Consider the following 20,309-nt stretch of genomic DNA (forward strand, 5'->3'; position numbering starts at 1 on the left):
TCGTTTCGTGTCACTGCGCGTTCTGCAGCGCCGCGATCCGTTCCTCGATCGGCGGGTGGGTCGAGAACAGCTTGCCCACGCCGGAGGTGATGCCCATGGCCTGCAGGCTCTTGGGCAGCTCGCCGGGGACCATGCCGCCCAGGCGGGCCAGCGCGTTGATCATCGGCTGCTTGCGGCCCATCAGCTGCGCGGAGCCGCGGTCGGCGCGGAACTCGCGCTGGCGCGAGAACCAGGCCACGATGATCGCCGCCACGAAACCGAGCAGGATGTCCAGCACGATGGTCGTCACGAAGTAGCCGATGCCGGGGCCCGAGCGCTGCTCGCCGCGGCTCAGCCAGCCGTCGACCACGTAGCCGACCACGCGCGAGAGGAACACGACGAAGGTGTTCATCACGCCCTGGATCAGCGTCATGGTGACCATGTCGCCGTTGGCGATGTGCGCGACCTCGTGGCCGATCACCGCCTCGACTTCCTCGCGCGTCATGCCCTGCAGCAGGCCGGTGGACACCGCGACCAGCGCGTTGTTCTTGAAGGCGCCGGTGGCGAAGGCATTGGGCTCGCCTTCGAAGATGCCGACTTCCGGCATGCCGATCTTGGCCTCGTTGGCGAAGCGGCGCACGGTGTCGACGATCCACGCCTCGTCGGCGTTGCGCGGCTGGTCGATCACCTGCACGCCGGAACTCCACTTGGCGATGGTCTTGGACAGCAGCAGCGAGATGATCGCGCCGCCGAAGCCCATGATGGCGGCGAACACGAGCAGCTGGCCCAGGTTCAGCCCGTTCGCGGTGAGGAACCGGTTGACCCCGAGCAGGCTGGCGACGATGCCGAGCACCACCACCACGGCCAGGTTGGTCAGGACGAACAGGAAAATGCGTTTCATTGCTCTGGATGCTCCGAAGGGTGGAAGACGGTCACCCCCGCGGCGCAGATGAGGTTCCCGGAAGGGACTTCAAGGGGCACCGCGGGCCTGCCACGTGGGGAGTTATGTTTTAAGTCTTGCGTGGGCGGAATACGAGGGAGTCATCATAAAAGGAAAAGTTCTCGTTCGCGTTCCACCAGCCCGGCACGCCCAGCACCGGCAAGGGCGTGAACGGCTTGCCCGCCAGCACCTTCCCGGTGCAGCGCGCGGCCAGCCAGCCATCGGCGTCCGCTCCTGATTCCAGAGCAGCATCTCCCCGCCAGACATGGGCCGTGAGCCCTTTTCTCGGTTGCGCGAGCTGCTCCAGCAAGGCATGGCCGAAGATCCACAGGCGGGCCTGCGCCCACAGCGGCCGCAGTTCCACGAACAGCCGCTGCCATGCGCGGTCTTCCAGCGCCTGCCACAAGGCCGGCGGCGCCTGCAGCAGCGCGCCGTTCTCGTCGAACACGGTGATCGCGTCGCGCACGGGGCCGCGCCGGGCGCCGACGCCGTCGCGCGCGATCGCCTCGGCCTGCAACCGGTTGAGGGCCGCCTTGCTGCGCGGGAACCGCAGCCAGACCAGCCCGTTGAAGAAGTCGTGCAGGCCGGGGCGCACCGGGCACTGGCGGGTCTCGAAGATGAAGCGCTCGTAGGGCGTGCCGGCGGGCAGGTCTTCCTGCGCCACGAAGCGCACCGGCGCCTCGCCCTCTGCATTCAAGGCCTCGTGCGCCGGCTGGCCGCCGCCGATACGGCGGGCGACGGCTTCGCCCGGCGCGCGCCAGGGCGCGAACCAGGGCTGCGCCCAGTCCACCTGCATCAGCGCGCGCTGGCCTTCAGCCGCACCTTGTTCGGCTGCGAGGCCGGCGCGAGCTCCACGTAAGGAGCGTTCTTGGCGAGGAAGCGCGGGCCAGTGCCACTCTTGCTCAGGAGATCATCCGCGCGCAGGCGCTTGACCACTTCATTCATCGCGACCCAGCCACCGTCCTCGAAGCCGGGGATGCTGCCCAGCGCCGCGCGCACCGGGTCCTGCGGTTCCGGCGGCTTGGGACGGGCCACCCTCTTCGCAGCCGCCTTGCGCGCCGGCCGCGGCGCGGCCGGGGCCGGCACGTCGTCCAGGTAGACGACCTGTTCGTACACCTTGGCCAGTTCCTCGCCGGCCGCCTTGGCGCGCTGCGCGAAGCAGATCACGCGGATGCCCGCTTCGCGCAGGCGCACCGCCAGCGGCGCGAAGTCGGCGTCGCTGGAGGCGACGGCGACGATGTCCGGCAATTCGGCCGCGTGGAACAGGTCCATCACGTCGACGCACAGCAAGGCATCGGTCGTTCCCTTGCCCTGGTTGACCAGCGCGCGGATGCCATGGCGCAGCAGGCAGTCCTTCAGGCCCGACAGCTTCTCGTGCCCGCCGTAGGCCCGCCGCACGGTGAGGCGCCAGCCCTGCTCCTGCATGTGCGCCAGGCCGCGCTCGATGGTCGCGGCATCGGAGATGTTGTCGGCGTCGATCAGGATGGCGGCCTCGTTGGCACGGCTGGAAGCGGTGCTCATGCCGCCACCTTCCAGGCCAGCGTCTCGCCGCCGCGCAGCGGCTTGAGTTCCGCGTTGCCGAAGGGCAGCTTCTCCGGCAGCTGCCAGGCTTCCTTCCTGAGCGTCAGCTTGCCCGCGTTGCGGGGCAGGCCGTAGAAGTCGGCGCCGTGGAAGCTGGCGAAGCCTTCCAGCTTGTCGAGCGCGCCGACGCTGTCGAAGGCTTCCGCGTACAGCTCCATAGCCGACAGCGCCGTGTAGCAGCCGGCGCAACCCAGGGCGTGCTCCTTGAGCACCGCGGCGTGCGGGGCGCTGTCGGTGCCCAGGAAGAACTTGGGGCTGCCGCTGGTGGCGGCTTCCAGCAGCGCCTGGCGATGCACCTCGCGCTTGAGGACCGGCAGGCAGTAGTAGTGCGGGCGGATGCCGCCGGTGAAGAGCGCGTTGCGGTTGTACAGGAGGTGGTGCGCCGTGATGGTGGCGGCCGTGAAGCGGTCGCTGTCGCGCACGTACTGCACGGCCTCCTTCGTGGTCATGTGCTCCACCACGATCTTGAGTTCCGGGAAGTCGCGGCGCAGGGGCTTGAGCTGCGTCTCCAGGAACACCGCCTCGCGGTCGAAGATGTCGACGGCGGGATCGGTGACCTCGCCGTGCACCAGCAGCAGCATGCCGGTGCGCTGCATCGCCTCCAGCGTCTTGTAGGTCTTGCGGATGTCGGTGACGCCGGCATCGCTGTTGGTGGTGGCGCCGGCCGGATAGAGCTTCACGGCCACCACGCCCATGCGCCGGGCCAGCACGATCTCGTCGGGCGCCAGCTTGTCGGTGAGGTAGAGCGACATCAGCGGCTCGAAGTCCAGGCCCTGGGGCGTGGCGGCCAGGATGCGCTCGCGGTAGGCCGCGGCAAGTTCCGCCGTGGTCACCGGCGGCTTCAGGTTGGGCATGATCAGCGCGCGGGCGAACTGGGCCGCCGAATGCGGCACCACCGCCGCCATGGCGGCGCCGTCGCGCACGTGCAGGTGCCAGTCGTCGGGGCGGGTGATGGTCAGGGTCTGGGACATGGCTTGCATTGTCCCACCGGCCGCCCGCCGCCTCAGTGGCTGAGGATCTTGTTGAGGAAGTCCTTGGTGCGCGGCTTGCGGGCTTCCGAGTTGCCGAAGAACTCCTCCTTCGTGCAGTCCTCCAGGATGTGGCCGCCGACGTCGATGAAGATCACGCGGTTGGCCACCTTGCGCGCGAAGCCCATCTCGTGCGTGACCACCATCATGGTCATGCCTTCCTTGGCCAGGCCCACCATCACGTCCAGCACCTCTCCCACCATCTCCGGGTCGAGCGCGGACGTGGGCTCGTCGAACAGCATCACGTAGGGATCCATCGACAGCGCGCGGGCGATCGCCACGCGCTGCTGCTGGCCGCCGGAGAGCTGGCCGGGAAACTTGTCCTTGTGCGCCATCAGGCCGACGCGGTCCAGCATCTTCAGGCCGCGCGTCTTCGCCTCGTCGGCACTGCGTCCCAGCACCTTGATCTGCGCGATGGTCAGGTTCTCGGTCACCGACAGGTGCGGGAACAGCTCGAAGTGCTGGAACACCATGCCGACGTGGCTGCGCAGCTGGGGCAGGTTGGTCTTGGGGTCGTTGACCTGCGTGCCGTTGACGAAGATCTCGCCCTTCTGGATCGGCTCCAGGCCGTTGACGGTCTTGATCAGCGTGGACTTGCCCGAGCCCGAGGGCCCGCAGACCACCACCACGTCCTGCTTCTGGATCTGCACGTTGCAGTCGTGCAGCACCTGCACGGGGCCGTACCACTTCGACACGTTGCGGATGTCGATCATGGGCTGCTGTGTTTCGTCGCTCATTGTCTTTCCTAGCGAATGATCGCGATCTTCTGCTGCACCCGCTTGACGACCCAGGAGAGCGTGTAGCAGATGACGAAGTACAGGACCGCCGCGAGGATGTAGGCCTCGCGGGAATGGCTCAGGTTGTTGCCGGCCACGGTGAAGCCGTGCAGCATGTCGTGCGCCGTGATGATGTACACCAGCGAGGTGTCCTGGAACAGGATGATGGTCTGCGTGAGGAACACCGGGATCATGTTGCGGAAGGCCTGCGGCAGGATCACCAGCCGCATGTTCTGGCCGTAGGTCATGCCCAGCGCCTGCCCGGCGTAGACCTGCCCGCGGGCGATCGACTGGATGCCGGCGCGCACGATCTCGCTGAAGTAGGCGGCCTCGAAGGCGATGAAGGTGATCACCGCCGTCATCTCGGCACCGATCGGGCGGCCGATGATGAAGGGCACCAGCAGGAAGAACCACAGCAGCACCATCAGCAGCGGGATGGAGCGCATGCCGTTGACGTAGGTGGCGGCCACCAGTTCCAGCGGCTTGATGCCCGAGAGGCGCATCAGCGCCAGCACCGTGCCAAAGACGATGCCGCCGATGGTGGCCACCGCCGTCAGCGCGAAGCTGAAGTACATCCCGGTGAGCACGTAGGCCCGGAACACGTCCCAGGTGAAGAAGGAGAAGTCGAGGGCGTGCATCTCAGTGCCCCCGCCGGTGCTGGCCACGAAACCGGGCACCCGCACCCGCTTCTCGATGAAGGCCATGATGCGGTTGATGGCCAGGGCGGACACGACGTACAGCGCCGTCACGGCCATGTAGACCTCGATGCCGCGCGAGGTCTCCTCGGCCACCTGCTGCGCGTAGAAGGTCAGCTCCACGATGGACACGGCGAAGGCCACCGAGGAGTTCTTGAAGATGTTCATCGCCTCGCTGGTCAGCGGCGGGATGATGATGCGGAAGGCCATGGGCAGCAGCACGTAGCGGTAGTACTGCGGCGTCGTGAAGCCCAGCGCCATGCCCGCGTAGCGCTGGCCGCGCGGCAGCGCCTGCACGCCGGCGCGCACCTGTTCGGCGATGCGGGCGGAGGTGAAGAGGCCCAGCCCCGCGACCACCAGCATCAGCTTGGGCGTGTCGGCGAAGGCGGGGAAGACCACCGGCACCACGTGGTACCAGAGGAAGATCTGCACGAGCAGCGGGATGTTGCGGAACAGCTCGACCCAGGCGTTGCCGAAGCGGGCGAGCCAGGGGCTGTCCGGCAGGGTGCGGATCACGCCGATGATGGAGCCCACCAGCAGCGCCACGACCATGGACAGGCCGGCGACCAGCACCGTCTGGCCCCAGGCCGAAAGCAGCCAGTCCAGGTAGGTCTGCGTGCCCTGGTTGCCGCCGGTGCCGAAGCAGCCGGCCACCACGGTGCGCTCGATGGTGTCCTGGCAGAAAACCTGCCACTCGAAGGCCATCGCGGTCCCCCTCTCTTTGTTCTTGTGGGAGAAAGGCCGGCCGCTGCGACGAGCGGCCGGCGGGGCCCCTTACTTGTTGAACTCTTCGGCCGGCGCGTCGGACGGCGCCTTCAGCAGGCCGGCGAGGATCTTGCCCATGGGCAGGTTCACGCTGGTGTTCTTCGGCGGGATCGGCTGCTGGAACCACTTGGTGTACAGCAGCTGCAGCTCGCCCGCCTTGATGGCGCCGCGGATGTAGTCGTCCACCGCCTTCTTGAACTTCGGGTCGTCCTTGCGCACCATGATGGCGATCGGCTCGACGTTCAGCGTCTCGCCCACGATCTTGTAGGCCTTGGGGTTCTGCGAGGAGGCGATCAGGCCGGCCAGGATGTTGTCGTCCATCACGAAGGCGTCGGCGCGGCCGGATTCCAGCAGCAGGAAGCTGTCGGCGTGGTCCTTGCCGTAGACCTCCTTGAACTGGATGTTCTGCGCGCGCTTGTTCTTGCGCAGCAGGGCGACCGAGGTCGTGCCCGTGGTGGTGGCGACGGTCTTGTTGTTCAGGTCGGCGACCGAGTTGATCTTGGAGTCGGCCTTGACCGCGGTGCGCACTTCCGTCACGTAGGTCGTGAGGGCGAAGGACACGTCCTTCTGGCGGGTGGCGTTGTTGGTGGTGGAGCCGCACTCGATGTCCACGGTGCCGTTCTGCACCAGCGGGATGCGGTTGGCGGAGGTGACCGGCACGTATTCGACGGAGACGCCCGGCAGCACCGACTTCAGGATGCGCTGGCACAGCTCGACGTGGTAGCCCGTGAACTGGCCGCCACCGGTGGTGTACGACAGCGGGGCGGAGGACTCGCGCACGCCCATCACGACCTTGCCGGCCGACTTGGCCTTGGCCAGCGTGTCGTTGGCCTGGGCGAAGGCGCCGCAGGCGGCGGCCGTCAGGGCCACGGCCAGCACGATTTTCTTGTTCATTCCAAATCTCCTTAGGAAGCGCGTTACGACAAAAAGGCGGATTCTAGGCGGGCCGTGCGCCGTCCGGGCCGCGCCTGTGGCGAGCGGAAGCTTAGGCCCTGCGACCGACAGCGGTAAGCAGGGTTTATGCCCGGTGGCATGCAACCGGACGGTGCGCCGTCAGGGTTTCGGCAGCGTTCCTGCGCGCGCGGCGTCGGCCAGGAAGGTCCACAGGGCCTGCGCCGTGCCCTTGGCCGGCTGCTTGCCCGAGGGGCGGCCGCGGTAGGCGCGCACGTCCATGGCGACCTCCATGCCCTGCAGCTCCGGCGGCACCGGGCTCACCAGCTTGCGCGCGCGCAGCTCGCTTGGCCACCGCGCTGTGCGGAAGGAAGGCGATGCCGTGCCCTTCCAGCGCCATCACCTTCAGGCCCTCGGCCATGTCCGTTTCGTAAACGCGATCGAGGTGGATGGCGGTGCCGGACTGCTTCAGCAGCAGGTCGGTCACCTGCCCCAGGTAGGCACCGGGCGCGTAGCCCAGGTAGGGCAGCGGGTGCGATGGCCGGCCCGGCAGGCGGTACATCGGCTCGCCCTTGTCGTCCGGCTTGCAGTAGGGCGCCAGCGTCTCCCGGCCCAGCGTGAGCATCTCGTAGCGGTCGGCATCCAGCTGCAGCGGCTGCGAGGCATGGTGGTAGGCGATCAGCACGTCGCAGCTGCCTTCGACCAGGCGCATGGCGGCGTCGTGCACGTTGAGCGCGATCAGCCGGCTCTTGATCGGCCCGAACTTCTCGCGCAGGCTGGACACCCAGGCGGGAAAGAAGGTGAAGGCCAGCGTGTGCGGCACGGCGAACTCGATGACGTCCTGGCCGGCGGACGCATGGCCGCGCAGCATGGCGCGCGTGTTGTGCAGCGCCTGCAGCATCTCGATGGACTGGGCGTAGAGCGTCTCACCCGCGGGCGTGAGCCGGGTCGGGTAGGAACTGCGGTCGACGAGGTCGGTGCCCGCCCAGGCCTCCAGCGCCTGGATGCGGCGCGAGAACGCCGGCTGCGTCACGTGCCGCAGCTGGGCGCTGCGGCTGAAGCTGCGGGTCTCGGCAAGGCTGACGAAGTCTTCCAGCCATTTGGTTTCCATGGCTGGGCATGATGCCACGCTAGCGCAGCCGCGAAAGCCTCCGCGCATTGGCAGTCGCGCGCTTGTGCACCGGCGCGAGGCCGTGCGAGAGGATGCGGTTGCCGTCGATCATGGGCACGCGAACGCCCTGCAGGGCGGCGAGCCAGGACTTCTGCATGGCCTCGACCATCGCCCAGCCCATGGCGAACCAGGACTGCCAGAAGGCGTGCAGCTTCTCCTGGCCCATGGTCTGGAACTCGCGCCGGTCGCGCGCATTGGGAAAGGGGCCGGCCAGCGCCATGCGCGTCAGCCGGTGCGCCACCACCTGGGGCACGGCGATGGCGAGTTCGGTGGCCTGGCGGGACAGGCGCCGGGATTTGCGTGCGGTCGGGCGGCGGGAGGACATCGTCCCCATTCTGCGGGGCGCGCGCTGCGCTCCGTGTCAGCCGGCTTCGTCAATCCACCGGCGCGCCCGGGGGCCCCTTGAGTTCGACGGTGTTGCCCTCCGGGTCGGTGACGTACAGGGAAGGTCCCTGCCCTTCGGCGCCGAAGCGCAGCGCCACCTGGCCCGGGACCACGCCGTGGGCCTGCAGGTGCGCCCGGATTTCCTGCGCGTCCCAGGGATCCACCCGCAGGCAGAAGTGGTCCAGGTTGCGCACTTCCCTGCCGGGTGCGGCGCCGCCGGCCCGCCCGAGCTCGCTGTCCACGGGCACCAGGTCGATCAGCCCGCGGCCGGCGCGCAGCTGCACCAGCCCCAGCTTCTCGTCGATGCGGTGGACGGGGCAGCCGAGCACCTCGCCATAGAAGCGGATCATCGCGTCCACGTCCCGCACGCGGAGCACGAGGTGGTCGATCTCGCGGATGCGCAGCATGCAGCGATTGTGGTTCAGAACGTCATGAAGTGCGCGCTGACGCGCCCTTCGTGGATGCGCAGCTCTGCTGCGGAGATGGGCAGCTTGAACCGGCGCGGCCCGGCGCTGCCGGGATTGACGTAGAGGACGCCGTCGCGCTCGTGGGCGTGCGGCTTGTGCGAATGGCCCGAAACCACCACGCGGACCTCCGGCGCCAGCTCGAGCTCCTTCACATCGTGCACCACGTGGATGGCGACGCCGCCGAGACGGACCGTCTCCGTTGCGCGCAGCTGCCGTGCCCAAGCACCCCGGTCGTTGTTGCCCTGGACCACCGTCAGCGGCGCCAGTTGCGCGAGCGCCAGCAGCACCGCCTCGCCGCAGATGTCGCCGGCGTGGATGATGTGGTCGCTGCCGCGCAGGTAGCCGAGCACTTCCGGCCGCAGCAGGTCGTGCGTGTCGGAAACGAGTCCGACCCGCAGCGCCTCAGCCTCCGTCGACCGCGAGGGCATGCGCGATGCGCCGGCGTGCCGCGGCCAGGCGCTCCGGGTGCGTCTTCTTCAGCCGCGCCAGCAGCGAATCGATCTGCTCCAGCGCGTCGATCGCGTCCTGCTCCTTCACCTGCTCGATGCGCAGCTGGATCTCGCGCAGGCGCTTGAGCGCCTTCTGCCCCTTGGCGGTCTTGGGCGGTGCCTGCTCCGACAGGTCCACCAGCACTTCGGTGATCAGGCCCAGCTGGCGTCCGTAGCTGGCGACGTCGAAGGCCTTGCGCTCGATCTCGGGGTCGCCGGCGTTCGGTGCGATGCCGCCGAAGAACCAGCGCGTGTCGGGCTCGATGCGCTGCGCCACGCTGCCGCCGAAGGGCATGGTGAGCTGCGGCGCCCAGAAGAAGAACCAGGGGTTCATGGATGTCCTCCCTTTGTCGGAGCGCCCAGCTTACGCATTCCGGGCGCAGCGGGCAGCAATGCCGCAGCAGAACGCTCAGATCCAGCGCCGCACCCGCGCAGCATAGGCGTCGAAGGCGGCGCCGAACTTGGCCCGCAGGACGCGCTCCTCCGGCAGGATCTGCAGGCGGTTCAGGCAGGGCACGAACAAGGGCACCAGCACCGCCGCCGCCAGGTTGGACAGGTACAGGCCCCAGGCCGCCAGCACGACCAGCATGCCCAGGTACATGGGATTGCGCGTGAACGCGAAGATGCCGGTGGACACCAGCGCGCTGGCCGCGTCGGGATTCAGCGGATTGACGGTCGTGTGGTGCCGCCGGAACGCGAGCACCCCCGCGAGCGCGACCAGCCCGCCCGCCCCTGCGAGCGCCACGCTCACCGGGAGGCGCCACTGCCAGTCGGCCGACAGGCCCGGCAGCAGGCGCGCGACAACCCACATCGCCAGCGCGAAGCCTGCATCGACGAGGGGCGGGGGATCCGGTGTTCCAGCCGGCGCATCCTCTTCAGGCCTCCGCCCGCCGCACTTCCATCAGGCCGTTGTGGGTGACGAACTCGTACACCGCCGGATCGCGCAGGGCCATGTGCAGCAGGATCTTGGGCGCCTGCCACATCACCACGCGATTGAGCAGCACCCCGGCGGCCACCATCAGCGCGCCCGGCCAGGTGCGGCCGGTGAGCACGAGCGCCAGCCCCACGCCGATGACGGGCATCACCACCACGATCAGCATCAGCCGCTGCGCGACGAAGCGGCGCGCCAGCTTGGGGTCGATCACCACGCGCAGGCGGCCGGCAGGCAGGCCGGCGCGGAACTCCTCGTGCGCGATGTATTCGGCGAACTCGCCGTCGTTTGCGCTGGCGCCCATCACATTCCGATCACGTCCGTGAAGCGCTCGCCTTCCGCGCTCTGCTGCAGGGCCCACATGTCGGCATAGCGGCCGCCCCTGGCCAGCAGTTGCTGGTGGGTGCCCCGCTCGATGATGCGTCCCAGCTCCATCACCAGGATCTCGTGCGCGTCCACCACCGTGGACAGCCGGTGCGCGATCACCAGGGTCGTCTTGTTCTGCGCCGCGCTCTTGAGCTCCGCCTGGATCGCGCGCTCGTTGGCGCTGTCCAGCGCGGAGGTCGCCTCGTCGAAGATCAGGATCGGCGGGTCCTTCAGCAGCGTGCGCGCGATCGCCACCCGCTGCTTCTCGCCGCCCGAGAGCTTCAGGCCGCGCTCGCCCACCATGGTCTGGTAGCCCTTGGGCGTGGACTCGATGAAGGCGTGGATGCGCGCGGCCCGGGCGGCCTCCTCCACCTCGGCGCGGGTGGCGCCGGGGCGGCCGTAGGCGATGTTGTATTCCACCGTGTCGTTGAACAGCACCGTGTCCTGCGGCACGATGCCGATCGCCTGCCGCACGCTGGACTGCGTGACATCCCGCACGTCCCGGCCGCCGATGGTGATGCGGCCCTGCTGCACGTCGTAGAAGCGGTACAGCAGGCGCGCGAGCGTGGACTTGCCCGAACCGGAAGGACCGACCACGGCGACCGTCTTGCCGGCCGGGATCTCGAAGCTCACGTCGTGCAGGATCTGGCGGGCGGGTTCGTAGGCGAAGTGCACGTGCTCGAAGCGCACCGTCCAGTCCAATGCCCCCTCACCCCGGCCCTCTCCCGCAGGCGGGAGAGGGAGAGGAACGGCCCCGGGCCGGTCGGCGATCTCGCGCTCGCGCTCCATCAGCGTGAACATCTTGTCCAGGTCGGTCAGGCTCTGCTTGATCTCGCGGTACAGCACGCCCAGGAAGTTCAGCGGGATGTACAGCTGGATCATGAAGGCGTTGATCATGACCAGGTCGCCCAGGGTCATGCGGCCGTCCACCACGCCCTGCGTCGCGCGCCAGAGCATCAGCACCAGGCCCACGGCGATGATCATCTGCTGGCCGGTGTTCAGCAGCGACAGCGTGGTCTGGCTTTTCAGGCGGGCGCGGCGCAGGCGCTCCAGGCTCTGGTCATAGCGCTTCGCCTCGAATTCCTCGTTGTTGAAGTACTTGACCGTCTCATAGTTCAGCAGCGAATCGACGGCCTTGGTGTGGGCCGCGGAATCGAACTCGTTGGCTTCGCGCCGGAACTGGGTGCGCCACTCCGTGACCACCACCGTGAACACGATGTACAGCGCCAGCGCCGCCAGGGTGATCCAGGCGAACCAGGCATCGAACTTCACCGCCAGGATGGTCAGCACCATGGCCACCTCGATCAGGGTGGGGACGATGCTGTAGAGCGAATAGGAGATCAGCGACTCGATGCCGCGCACGCCGCGCTCGATGTCGCGCGTCATGCCGCCGGTCTGCCGTTCCAGGTGGAAGCGAAGGGGACAGCGCGTGCAGGTGGCGGAAGGTCTCCAGCGCGATGCTGCGCGCCGCGCCCTGCGTGGCCTTGGCGAACACCAGTTCTCGCAGTTCGGTGAACAGCGTCGTCGACAGCCGCAGCAGCCCGTAGCCCACCAGCAGCCCGAGCGGGACCACCAGCACGGCGGTGGCGTCGCCGGGCTTGATGTCCATGACGTCCACCAGCTCCTTCAGCAGCAGCGGGACGCTGACGTTGGCGACCTTGGCCGCCACCATGAAGGCCAGGGCGGCGAGCACCCGCCACTTGTACTGCCAGAGGTAGGGGAACAGGCGCCTGAGCGTGCTCCAGTCGGAGCGGCCCGCGGCCTTGCGCTCGGCCGCCGAGGCCGGCACGGGGAGGGGGAGGAGGACAGTTCGCCGCCGCGGCGCATGGAGGACAATCGGTTGGATAGCTTCCCGAGATTGTGCCCATGTCCGAAAAACAAAGTGCCGCCGCCCCGCATGGCCCTGCCACGCCGCCGACCGACCAGGAGCTGGTGCTCAAGGTGATCCCGATGCCGGCGGACACCAACGGCAACGGCGACATCTTCGGCGGCTGGGTCATGGCCCAGGTCGACCTGGCCGGCTCCGTGATCCCCGCCCGCATCATCCGCGGCCGCATGGCGACGGTGGCGGTGAAGGAGTTCATCTTCAAGCAGCCGGTGCGCGTGGGCGACATCCTGAGCTTCTATTCCTCCGTCAACCGGATCGGCAACACCTCGATCACGGTGGACGTGGAGGTGTATTCGGAAAGCTTCCGGGCGCAGGGCGAATACTGCAAGGTCACGCAGGCGACGCTGACCTACGTGGCGATCGACGAGAACGGCAAGCCGCGCGCGATCCGGAAGTAGTCAGAACTTCCCGTGCCGGCCCTCGCCGGCGGCGAAGCGGGCGGCGCCTTCGAGGCCGTCGGCGATGCGCGCCTTGCTGCGCTCCCACTCCGCGTGCAGGGCTTCCGGCAGGCCCTTGCCCCACTGCTCGTAGGCATTCATCCGGTCGGCACGCAGGGTCTCCTGCGGGAACTTCGCCAGTTGCTGCGCCAGCGCGATCGCCGCTTCCCCGCGCGCTGCCGCGCGGCACCACCCGGTTGGCCAGGCCGATGCGCAGAGCCTCGTCCGCTTCCACCTTGCGGCCGGTGAGGATCAGGTCCATGGCATGCCCCATGCCGACCAGCCGCGGCAGGCGCACGGTGCCGCCATCGATCAGCGGCACGCCGAAGCGGCGGCAGTAGACCCCGAAGTAGGCGTCCTCCTCCATCACGCGCAGGTCGCACCACAGCGCGAGCTCCATCCCGCCCGCAACGGCCGCCCCGCTGACCGCGGCGACGACGGGCTTGGACAGGAGCAGCCGGGAAGGCCCCATCGGCCCTTGAGCCCGCGCATCCCCCGGATCGAAATCGAGATCCGCCAGCACCCCGGCGCCACCTTGCTGCGCCATGCGCGCGCCGTACTGCAGGTCCCAGCCGGCGCAGAAATGGCCGTTCGCGCCATGGAAGACGGCGACCCGCGCTTCCCTGTCTTCATCGAAGCTGACGAAGGCCTCGTACAGGCGCCGCGCCGTGTCGCCGTCCACCGCGTTGCGCACCTGCGGCCGGTCGAGCGTCACCACGGTGACGGCGCCGAGTTTCTCGAGCTGCACGCTGTCCATGCGCGGGATTACACACCAGGGTGGTGCGGTCCGCCAGGTGACAGAGTACGGGGCAACCCTCTGTCGCACCACGGTCCCCAGCCGCTATAACGGTTCGCCACCATAAGAAGAGGATCCGAGTGCAATTCCTGCAACTGGTGATCAGCGGCATCGCACAGGGGTGCATCTACGGGCTGATCGCGTTGGGTTTCGTCCTGATCTACAAGGCCACCGAGACGGTGAGCTTCGCGCAAGGCGAGCTGATGATGCTGGGCGCCTTCCTCGGCCTGGCCGCCATGACCATGATGGGCTTCCCCTTCTGGGTGGCGGTGGCCAGCGCGATCGCGGCCATGGCGCTGTTCGGGCTGCTGCTGGAGACCGTCGTCATCCGCCCCATCCTCGGGCAGCCGGCCTTCTCCATCGTGATGCTCACCATCGGCATCGGCTACGTCGCCCGCGGCCTGATCACCATGATCCCCGGCATCGGCACCGAGACGCACACCCTGCCCGTCCCCTACAAGGACCAGGTGTGGAACGTCAGCGGCCTGGTGCTCAACGTCGAACAGATGGTCGTGATCGCCGCCACCGCGGCGCTGTGCGGCGTGCTCTACACCGTCTTCAAGTACAGCAAGGTGGGCATCGCGATGCAGGCGGCCTCGCAGAACCAGCTGGCCGCCTACTACATGGGCATCCCGGTCAAGCGCCTCAACAGCATCGTCTGGGGCCTGGCCTCGCTGGTGGCCGCCATCGCCGGCCTGCTGCTGGCGCCCATCACCTTCGTGCATGCCAACATGGGCTTCATCGGCCTGAAGGCCTTCCCGGCGGCGGTGGTCGGCGGCTTCGGCAGCCTGCCCGGCGCGATCGTCGGCGGCCTGATCATCGGCGTCGTCGAATCGCTCTCCGGCTTCTACCTGCCGGAGGGCTTCAAGGACATCGCCGCCTACATCGTGGTGCTGATCATGCTGGTGGTGATGCCCAACGGCCTGTTCGGCGAGAAGCTGCGCAAGAAGGTCTGAAGAGAACGAACAGAACATGCGCTTCATCTTCAAGACCCACTACGACCAGGACATCCGGCTCGCCAAGCATGGCGGCCACCTGTTCTGGTACGGGCTGCTCGTGGCCCTGCTGGTCGCCGCGCCGGTGCTGCTGCCGGAGTACCTGCTGGCCCAGCTCACCTTCATCCTCATCTACGGCATCGTCGGCCTGGGCCTGATGCTGCTGGCGGGCTTCACCGGCCTGTTCTCCATCGGCCACGCGGCCTTCTTCGGCGTCGGCGCCTATGCGCAGGCGGTGCTGACCGGCATGGGCTGGCCCTTCCCGCTGGCCCTGCTGGTGGGCGCGGGCCTGTCGGCGGCGGTGGGCATCGTGGTGGGGCTGCCGGCGCTGCGCGTCAAGGGCATCTACCTGGGCATCGCCACGCTGTCCTTCGGCTTCATCGTCGAGGAAGTGTTCGCGCGCTGGGAGAGCGTCACCGGCGGCAATGCGGGCAAGACGGTGGGCGCGGTGAAGATGTTCGGCTGGACCGCCGACACCGGCACCTCCTTCTACTTCGTCTGCCTGGTGATCGCGATCGTGGCGACGCTCGCCTGCCTGAACCTGCTGCGCTCGCCGACCGGGCGCGCCTTCGTGGCGATCCGCGACTCGGAGATCTCCGCGCAGAGCATGGGCATCCACCTGGCCCGCTACAAGACCCTGAGCTTCGCGATCTCCGCGGCGCTGGCCGGCATCGGCGGCGCGCTCTACGCGCACCAGATCCGCTTCCTCTCGCCCGACCAGTTCAACATCATCCAGTCGATCGACCTGCTGCTGATGGTGGTGATCGGCGGGCTGGGCTCGATCCACGGCGCCTTCCTGGGCGCGATCTTCCTGATCGGCCTGCCGCAGGCGATCAGCGCGGTGAAGGACTACCTGCCGCAGGCGATCGGCCAGGCGCCGGGCCTCAAGGCCGTGATCTACGGCGCCGTACTGGTCGCCTTCGTGCTGTTCGAGCCGCTGGGCCTGTACGGCCGCTGGCTCAAGGTCCGCACCTACCTGCAGCTGTTCCCGTTCTACCGCAAGGGCCTGTTCAAGCGGCAGAAGTCCTTCCAGAAGTCGGACCGCCTGAAATGACGGACATCCTCCTCTCCGCGAAGAACCTGAGCGTGCGCTTCGGCGGCGTGCTGGCGGTGAACAACGTGAGCTTCGACGTGCAGCGCGGCGAAGTGTTCACGCTGATCGGGCCCAACGGCGCCGGCAAGACCACGGTGTTCAACCTGATCAGCCGCATCTACACCCCGACCACCGGCTCGATCGAGTTCGAGGGGCTGCCGCTCACGGCGCAGCCGCCGCACCGCATCGCGTCCCTGGGCATCGCGCGCACCTTCCAGAACATCGAGCTGTTCGAGCACGCCTCGGTGCTGCACAACCTGCTGATCGGCCGCCACACGCACCGCAAGACCGGCCTGTTCGCCGACATGTTCTTCACCCCGAAGGTGCGGGCCGCGGAAATCGCCGCGCGCGAGAAGGTGGAGCAGGTGATCGAGCTGCTGGACCTGCAGCACCACCGGGACTCCATGGTCGCCGGCCTGCCCTATGGCGTGCGCAAGGTGGTGGAACTGGCGCGGGCCCTGTGCACCGAGCCCAAGCTGCTGCTGCTCGACGAGCCCTCCTCCGGCCTCAACGTGGAGGAGACCGAGGACATGGCCTTCTGGATCCAGGACATCCAGCACGAACTGGGCATCACCGTGCTGATGGTGGAACACGACATGACGCTGGTGTCCAAGGTGTCGGACCGCGTGCTGGCCATGAACCAGGGCGAGGTGCTGGCGACGGGGACGCCGCGGGAGGTGCAGGACCACCCCGGGGTGATCGAGGCGTATCTCGGGAGCATCGAGGACGTGTCGGCGCTGCGCAGGGGAGCGCCCCCACCCCGACCCTCACCCAGAGGGGGAGGGAGTGAAGACATGAGCACCAATCCTCCGGCAGTGAGCGACGTTCCCGTGCTCAAGCTCTCCAACGTGGAGAGCGCCTACGGACCGATCAAGGCGATCCGCGGCGTCAGCCTGCAGGTGCGCCGCGGCGAGATCGCCACCGTGCTGGGGTCCAACGGCGCCGGCAAGTCCACCATCCTGAAGACCATCTCCGGCATCATCGACCCGCGCAAGGGCAGCATCGAGTTCAAGGGCGAGGACATCACCGCGCGCGACCCCGCCTTCATCGTGCAGCAGGGCCTGTCGCACGTGCCCGAAGGCCGCGAGGTGTTCCCGCTGCTGTCGGTGCACGACAACCTGCTGATGGGCGCCTACACGCGCCGCGACCGCGACGGCATCGCGCGCGACATGGAGGCCGTGTACCACTACTTCCCGATCCTGAAGGAGCGCACGGCGCAGGACGCGGGACTGCTGTCCGGCGGGCAGCAGCAGATGCTGGCGATTTCGCGGGCGATCATGGCCGCGCCCGACCTGATCCTGCTGGACGAGCCCAGCCTGGGCCTGTCGCCCAAGCTGACCAAGGAGATCTTCGAGATCGTGGTGCGCATCAACCGCGAGCGCGGCACCACCATCCTGCTGGTGGAGCAGAACGCCAACATGGCGCTGAACGCCGCCGACTACGGCTACGTGCTGGAGAACGGCCGCATCGTGATGGAAGACACCTGCGCGCGGCTGCGCGAGAAGGAAGACATCAAGGAGTTCTACCTGGGCATGAAGGAAGCGGGCGTGCGCGGCGAGCGGCGCTGGAAGAAGAAGAAGACCTGGAGATAGGCATGAGAAAACTCTGGGACCTGAACGACATCCAGCCCGAGACCAAGGTGATCCTCGAGGGCGACACCATTCCCGCCATGTTCTGGAACGGGGTGGCCCAGCGCGGCCCCGACATCTGGATGCGCCAGAAGGACCTGGGCATCTGGCGCAGCTGGACCTGGACGCAGACCGGCGAAGCCGTGCGCGAGATTGCCGGCGGGCTGCTGGCGCTCGGCTTCGCGCCCAAGGACACCGCCTCCATCCTGTCCAACACGGTGATCGAGTGGGTGCTGGCCGACCTGGCCGTGCTGTCCTGCGGCGGCGTGTCCAACGGCATCTACCCCACGGACGCGGCTTCGCAGGTGCAGTACCTGTCCGAGGACTCGGGCAGCACCATCCTGTTCGTGGAGGACGACGAGCAGCTGGACAAGGCACTGGAGGTGCGCGGGCAGCTGCCGAAGCTGAAGAAGATCGTCGTGTTCGACATGGAAGGCCTGCGCGAGCTGGACGACCCCATGGTGACCAGCCTGGCCGAACTGCGCCGGCAGGGCCGCGAATACAACACGCTGCATCCCGATGCCGTGATGAGGCGCGTGAAGGAGGTGCGGCCCGAGGACCTCGCCATCCTCGTGTACACCTCAGGCACCACCGGCAAGCCCAAGGGCGCCATGCACTCGCACCACGGCCTGGTCTACACCGTGCGCGGCTACAACACGCTGATCGCGCGCAGCGCCGACGACGAGTGCATGTGCTTCCTGCCCCTGTGCCACATCGCCGAGCGCCTGGGCGGCGAGTACTTCGCGCTCTACACGGGTTCGAAACTGAACTTCGTCGAGAACCCGGAGACGGTGCCGGAGAACGTGCGCGAGATCGCGCCCACCGTGTTCACCGCCGTGCCGCGCGTCTGGGAGAAGTTCTATTCCGGCGTGATGATCGGCCTGAAGGAGGCCAGCCGCCTGCAGCAGGCGGTGTACGCCTGGGGCATAGGCGTGGGCACCCAGATCGCCGAGAAGGTGCTCTCCGGGCAGCCGGTGGGTGCGGGCCTGAAGCTGCGCTACCTGGTGGCCAACTGGCTGGCCCTGTCCAACGTGCGCAAATTGATCGGCATCGACCGCGCGCGCTTCCTGGTGACGGGCGCCGCGCCGATCTCGCCCGAGCTGGTGAAGTGGTACCTGGCGCTGGGCGTGCCGATGCTGGAGGTCTGGGGCATGACCGAGACCTGCGGCGCGGCCACCGGCATCCCGGCGCAGAAGATCAAGCCCGGCTCGATCGGCCCGGCGGCCAGCTACAACCAGGTGCGGATCGACCCGGCCACCGGCGAGATCCAGGTCAAGGGCCCGAACGTCTTCATGGGCTACCTGAACCAGCCGGAGAAGACGGCGGAGACCTTCACGCCGGACGGCTGGCTGCGCACCGGCGACGTCGGCAGCGTGGACGGCGAAGGCTTCTTCCGCATCACCGACCGGATGAAGGACATCATCATCACGGCCGGCGGCAAGAACATCACGCCCAGCGAGTTCGAGAACGAGCTGAAGTTCTCCCCTACATCACCGACGCGGTGGTGATCGGCGACAAGCGCGCCTACCTCACGGTGATCATCATGATCGACCAGGAGAACGTGGAGAAGTTCGCGCAGGACAGCGACGTGCCCTTCTCCAACTACGCGAGCCTCACGCGCGCGCCGGAAGTGCAGGCGCTGATCCAGGGCGAGATCGACCGCGTCAACAAGAAGTTCGCGCGCGTGGAGCAGGTCAAGAAGTTCTTCCTGCTGGACACGCAGCTGTCGGCCGAGGACGAAGAGCTGACGCCCACCATGAAGCTCAAGCGCAAGCTGGTGCAGAACAAGTACGCACGCCAGATCGAGGCGATGTATTCCTAAGCCGTTTCAACAAGGAGACCCGATGAAGTTGCAATCCACCACCATCCTCGCCGCGATCGCGCTGGCCTGCGCGCCCGCCCTCGCGCAGCAGCAGGGCGTGAGCAAGGACACCATCCTGATCGGCACGATCCAGGACCTGTCCGGCCCGCTGGCCGGCTACGGCAAGCAGGCGCGCAACGGCATGCAGCTGCGCATCGACGAACTCAACGAGCAGCAGGGCAGCATCCACGGCCGCAAGCTCAAGCTGATCGCCGAGGACGACGGCTACGACCCGAAGAAGGCGGTGCTGGCGGCGCAGAAGCTGGTGAACCAGGACAAGGTGTTCATCATCGCCGGCCACCTGGGCACGGCGCAGAACATGGCGGCGATGCCGGTGCAGTTCGAGAAGAACATCGTCAACTTCATGCCGATCACCGCGGCGCGCGAGATGTACGAGCCGCTGCACAAGCTGAAGTATTCGTTTGCGGCGACCTACTACGACCAGATCCGGCAGGCGCTGCCCAAGATGGTGAAGGAGCGCAACGTCAAGAAGGTCTGCACGATCTACCAGGACGACGACTTCGGCCTGGAGGTGCAGCGCGGCGCGGAAGCCGGCCTGAAGACGATCGGCATGGAAGTGGCGGAGAAGACCACCTACAAGCGCGGCGCCACCGACTTCTCCTCGCAGGTCGCCAAGATGAAGTCCTCCGGCTGCGAGCTCGTCGTGCTGGGGACCATCATCCGCGAGACCATCGGCACCATCGGCGAGGCGCGCAAGACCGGCTTCAACCCGGTCTTCCTGGGCTCCAGCGCCGCCTACACCGACCTGATCCACAAGCTGGGCGGCAAGCCCATGGACGGCCTGTTCGCCACGCACACGGTGCAGCACCCTTACCTGGACGAGGCCTCGCAGCCGATCCGCTTCTGGGCCAACAAGTACAAGACCCGATTCAACGAGGACCCGACGGTGTTCTCGGTCTACGGCTACACCATCATCGACCAGTTCATCAAGGCGGCGCAGAAGGCGGGACCCAACCTCAGCACCGACAGCTTCGTGAAGACGATGGACAGCATGACCTTCGAGCCCGACATGTTCGGCAGCCCCAAGTCCACCTACACCGCGACCAAGCGGCTGGGCAACGACATCTCGCGCATGTCGCAGATCAAGGACGGCAAGTGGGTGGTCGTCAACGACTACGGGAAGTAAGG

General features: G+C 67.7%; 18 protein-coding genes and 6 pseudogenes. 7 read left to right on the forward strand and 17 right to left on the reverse strand.

All coding sequences use genetic code 11. From position 1 onward, the window contains the following. Positions 1 to 10: 10 nt before the first annotated feature. The 16 genes and pseudogenes from htpX to HK415_RS14370 all read right to left on the reverse strand — a co-directional run bounded on the left by htpX (position 11) and on the right by HK415_RS14370 (position 12,251). A complete protein-coding gene (gene htpX, locus HK415_RS14300) occupies positions 11 to 880 on the reverse strand; it encodes a protease HtpX (protein ID WP_171560378.1) in 870 nt (289 codons plus the stop codon). A gap of 109 nt (positions 881 to 989) precedes the next feature. Then, entirely contained in the window at positions 990 to 1,715 is a 726-nt protein-coding gene (locus HK415_RS14305) for a DUF3025 domain-containing protein (RefSeq protein WP_171560381.1), read from the reverse strand. Beyond that, a complete protein-coding gene (locus tag HK415_RS14310) occupies positions 1,715 to 2,440 on the reverse strand; it encodes an NYN domain-containing protein (RefSeq protein WP_171560384.1) in 726 nt (241 codons plus the stop codon). Before HK415_RS14310 ends, HK415_RS14305 begins: the two co-directional genes overlap by 1 nt. After that, positions 2,437 to 3,471 carry a dihydroorotase gene (gene pyrC / locus HK415_RS14315; protein WP_171560387.1) on the reverse strand — a complete coding sequence of 345 codons (1,035 nt, stop codon included), beginning with the start codon at positions 3,469 to 3,471 and terminating at the stop codon, positions 2,437 to 2,439. Before pyrC ends, HK415_RS14310 begins: the two co-directional genes overlap by 4 nt. A 32-nt stretch (positions 3,472 to 3,503) precedes the next feature. Further along, positions 3,504 to 4,241, reverse strand: a complete 738-nt coding sequence (locus HK415_RS14320; RefSeq protein ID WP_171563440.1) for an amino acid ABC transporter ATP-binding protein — start codon at positions 4,239 to 4,241, stop codon at positions 3,504 to 3,506. A 32-nt stretch (positions 4,242 to 4,273) separates the two neighbouring features. Beyond that, positions 4,274 to 4,942, reverse strand: a complete 669-nt coding sequence (locus HK415_RS23980) for an amino acid ABC transporter permease (protein ID WP_216369991.1) — start codon at positions 4,940 to 4,942, stop codon at positions 4,274 to 4,276. Between the two features lie 6 nt (positions 4,943 to 4,948). After that, positions 4,949 to 5,704: pseudogene (locus HK415_RS23985) on the reverse strand (amino acid ABC transporter permease); the annotation flags it as partial. Between the two features lie 69 nt (positions 5,705 to 5,773). Next, positions 5,774 to 6,658 (reverse strand): amino acid ABC transporter substrate-binding protein, encoded by an 885-nt coding sequence (locus HK415_RS14330; RefSeq protein WP_171560396.1) that lies wholly within the window; start codon positions 6,656 to 6,658, stop codon positions 5,774 to 5,776. Positions 6,659 to 6,817: 159 nt separating this feature from the next. Then, positions 6,818 to 7,766: pseudogene (locus tag HK415_RS14335) on the reverse strand (LysR substrate-binding domain-containing protein). Between the two features lie 19 nt (positions 7,767 to 7,785). Beyond that, on the reverse strand, positions 7,786 to 8,151 hold the full coding sequence (locus HK415_RS14340) for a polyhydroxyalkanoate granule-associated phasin (protein WP_171560399.1): 366 nt from the start codon (positions 8,149 to 8,151) through the stop codon (positions 7,786 to 7,788). Between the two features lie 49 nt (positions 8,152 to 8,200). After that, the gene (locus HK415_RS14345; protein WP_171560403.1) at positions 8,201 to 8,617 is read right to left on the reverse strand and encodes a VOC family protein; all 417 of its coding nucleotides are present in this window, start codon (positions 8,615 to 8,617) and stop codon (positions 8,201 to 8,203) included. A gap of 14 nt (positions 8,618 to 8,631) precedes the next feature. Further along, positions 8,632 to 9,105, reverse strand: coding sequence for a metallophosphoesterase family protein (locus HK415_RS14350; protein WP_171560407.1), 474 nt, complete (start codon positions 9,103 to 9,105; stop codon positions 8,632 to 8,634). Continuing rightward, positions 9,080 to 9,499 (reverse strand): hypothetical protein, encoded by a 420-nt coding sequence (locus HK415_RS23990; RefSeq protein ID WP_216369799.1) that lies wholly within the window; start codon positions 9,497 to 9,499, stop codon positions 9,080 to 9,082. The genes HK415_RS14350 and HK415_RS23990 overlap by 26 nt, the downstream gene beginning before the upstream one ends. A gap of 75 nt (positions 9,500 to 9,574) precedes the next feature. Continuing rightward, a complete protein-coding gene (locus tag HK415_RS14360; RefSeq protein WP_171560410.1) occupies positions 9,575 to 9,976 on the reverse strand; it encodes a methyltransferase family protein in 402 nt (133 codons plus the stop codon). A 64-nt stretch (positions 9,977 to 10,040) separates the two neighbouring features. Continuing rightward, entirely contained in the window at positions 10,041 to 10,400 is a 360-nt protein-coding gene (locus HK415_RS14365) for a hypothetical protein (RefSeq protein ID WP_171560413.1), read from the reverse strand. Next, positions 10,400 to 12,251, reverse strand: a pseudogene (locus tag HK415_RS14370) (ABCB family ABC transporter ATP-binding protein/permease). The gene HK415_RS14365 and the pseudogene HK415_RS14370 overlap by 1 nt, the downstream one beginning before the upstream one ends. A gap of 77 nt (positions 12,252 to 12,328) precedes the next feature. Between HK415_RS14370 and HK415_RS14375 the strand changes: the two are divergent. Continuing rightward, positions 12,329 to 12,748 (forward strand): acyl-CoA thioesterase, encoded by a 420-nt coding sequence (locus tag HK415_RS14375; protein ID WP_171560416.1) that lies wholly within the window; start codon positions 12,329 to 12,331, stop codon positions 12,746 to 12,748. Here the strand turns inward: HK415_RS14375 and HK415_RS14380 are convergent. Next, positions 12,749 to 13,544, reverse strand: a pseudogene (locus HK415_RS14380) (crotonase/enoyl-CoA hydratase family protein). A 119-nt stretch (positions 13,545 to 13,663) separates the two neighbouring features. Here HK415_RS14380 and HK415_RS14385 point away from each other — a divergent pair. From HK415_RS14385 to HK415_RS14410, 6 genes and pseudogenes are all read left to right on the forward strand, one after another. After that, positions 13,664 to 14,539 carry a branched-chain amino acid ABC transporter permease gene (locus HK415_RS14385; RefSeq protein ID WP_171560420.1) on the forward strand — a complete coding sequence of 292 codons (876 nt, stop codon included), beginning with the start codon at positions 13,664 to 13,666 and terminating at the stop codon, positions 14,537 to 14,539. Between the two features lie 16 nt (positions 14,540 to 14,555). After that, positions 14,556 to 15,632, forward strand: a complete 1,077-nt coding sequence (locus HK415_RS14390; protein WP_171560423.1) for a branched-chain amino acid ABC transporter permease — start codon at positions 14,556 to 14,558, stop codon at positions 15,630 to 15,632. Continuing rightward, positions 15,629 to 16,423 (forward strand): annotated as a pseudogene (locus HK415_RS14395) (ABC transporter ATP-binding protein); the annotation flags it as partial. The gene HK415_RS14390 and the pseudogene HK415_RS14395, both read left to right, overlap by 4 nt. 42 nt (positions 16,424 to 16,465) lie before the next feature. Continuing rightward, the gene (locus HK415_RS14400) at positions 16,466 to 17,263 is read left to right on the forward strand and encodes an ABC transporter ATP-binding protein (protein WP_171563443.1); all 798 of its coding nucleotides are present in this window, start codon (positions 16,466 to 16,468) and stop codon (positions 17,261 to 17,263) included. A 2-nt stretch (positions 17,264 to 17,265) separates the two neighbouring features. Then, positions 17,266 to 19,121 (forward strand): annotated as a pseudogene (locus HK415_RS14405) (AMP-dependent synthetase/ligase). 22 nt (positions 19,122 to 19,143) lie between these two features. After that, the gene (locus tag HK415_RS14410) at positions 19,144 to 20,307 is read left to right on the forward strand and encodes an ABC transporter substrate-binding protein (RefSeq protein WP_171560428.1); all 1,164 of its coding nucleotides are present in this window, start codon (positions 19,144 to 19,146) and stop codon (positions 20,305 to 20,307) included. The last annotated feature ends 2 nt before the right edge of the window (positions 20,308 to 20,309 follow it).

It is taken from the genome of Ramlibacter montanisoli, assembly GCF_013087525.1.
GTDB classification, from domain to species: domain Bacteria; phylum Pseudomonadota; class Gammaproteobacteria; order Burkholderiales; family Burkholderiaceae_C; genus Ramlibacter; species Ramlibacter montanisoli.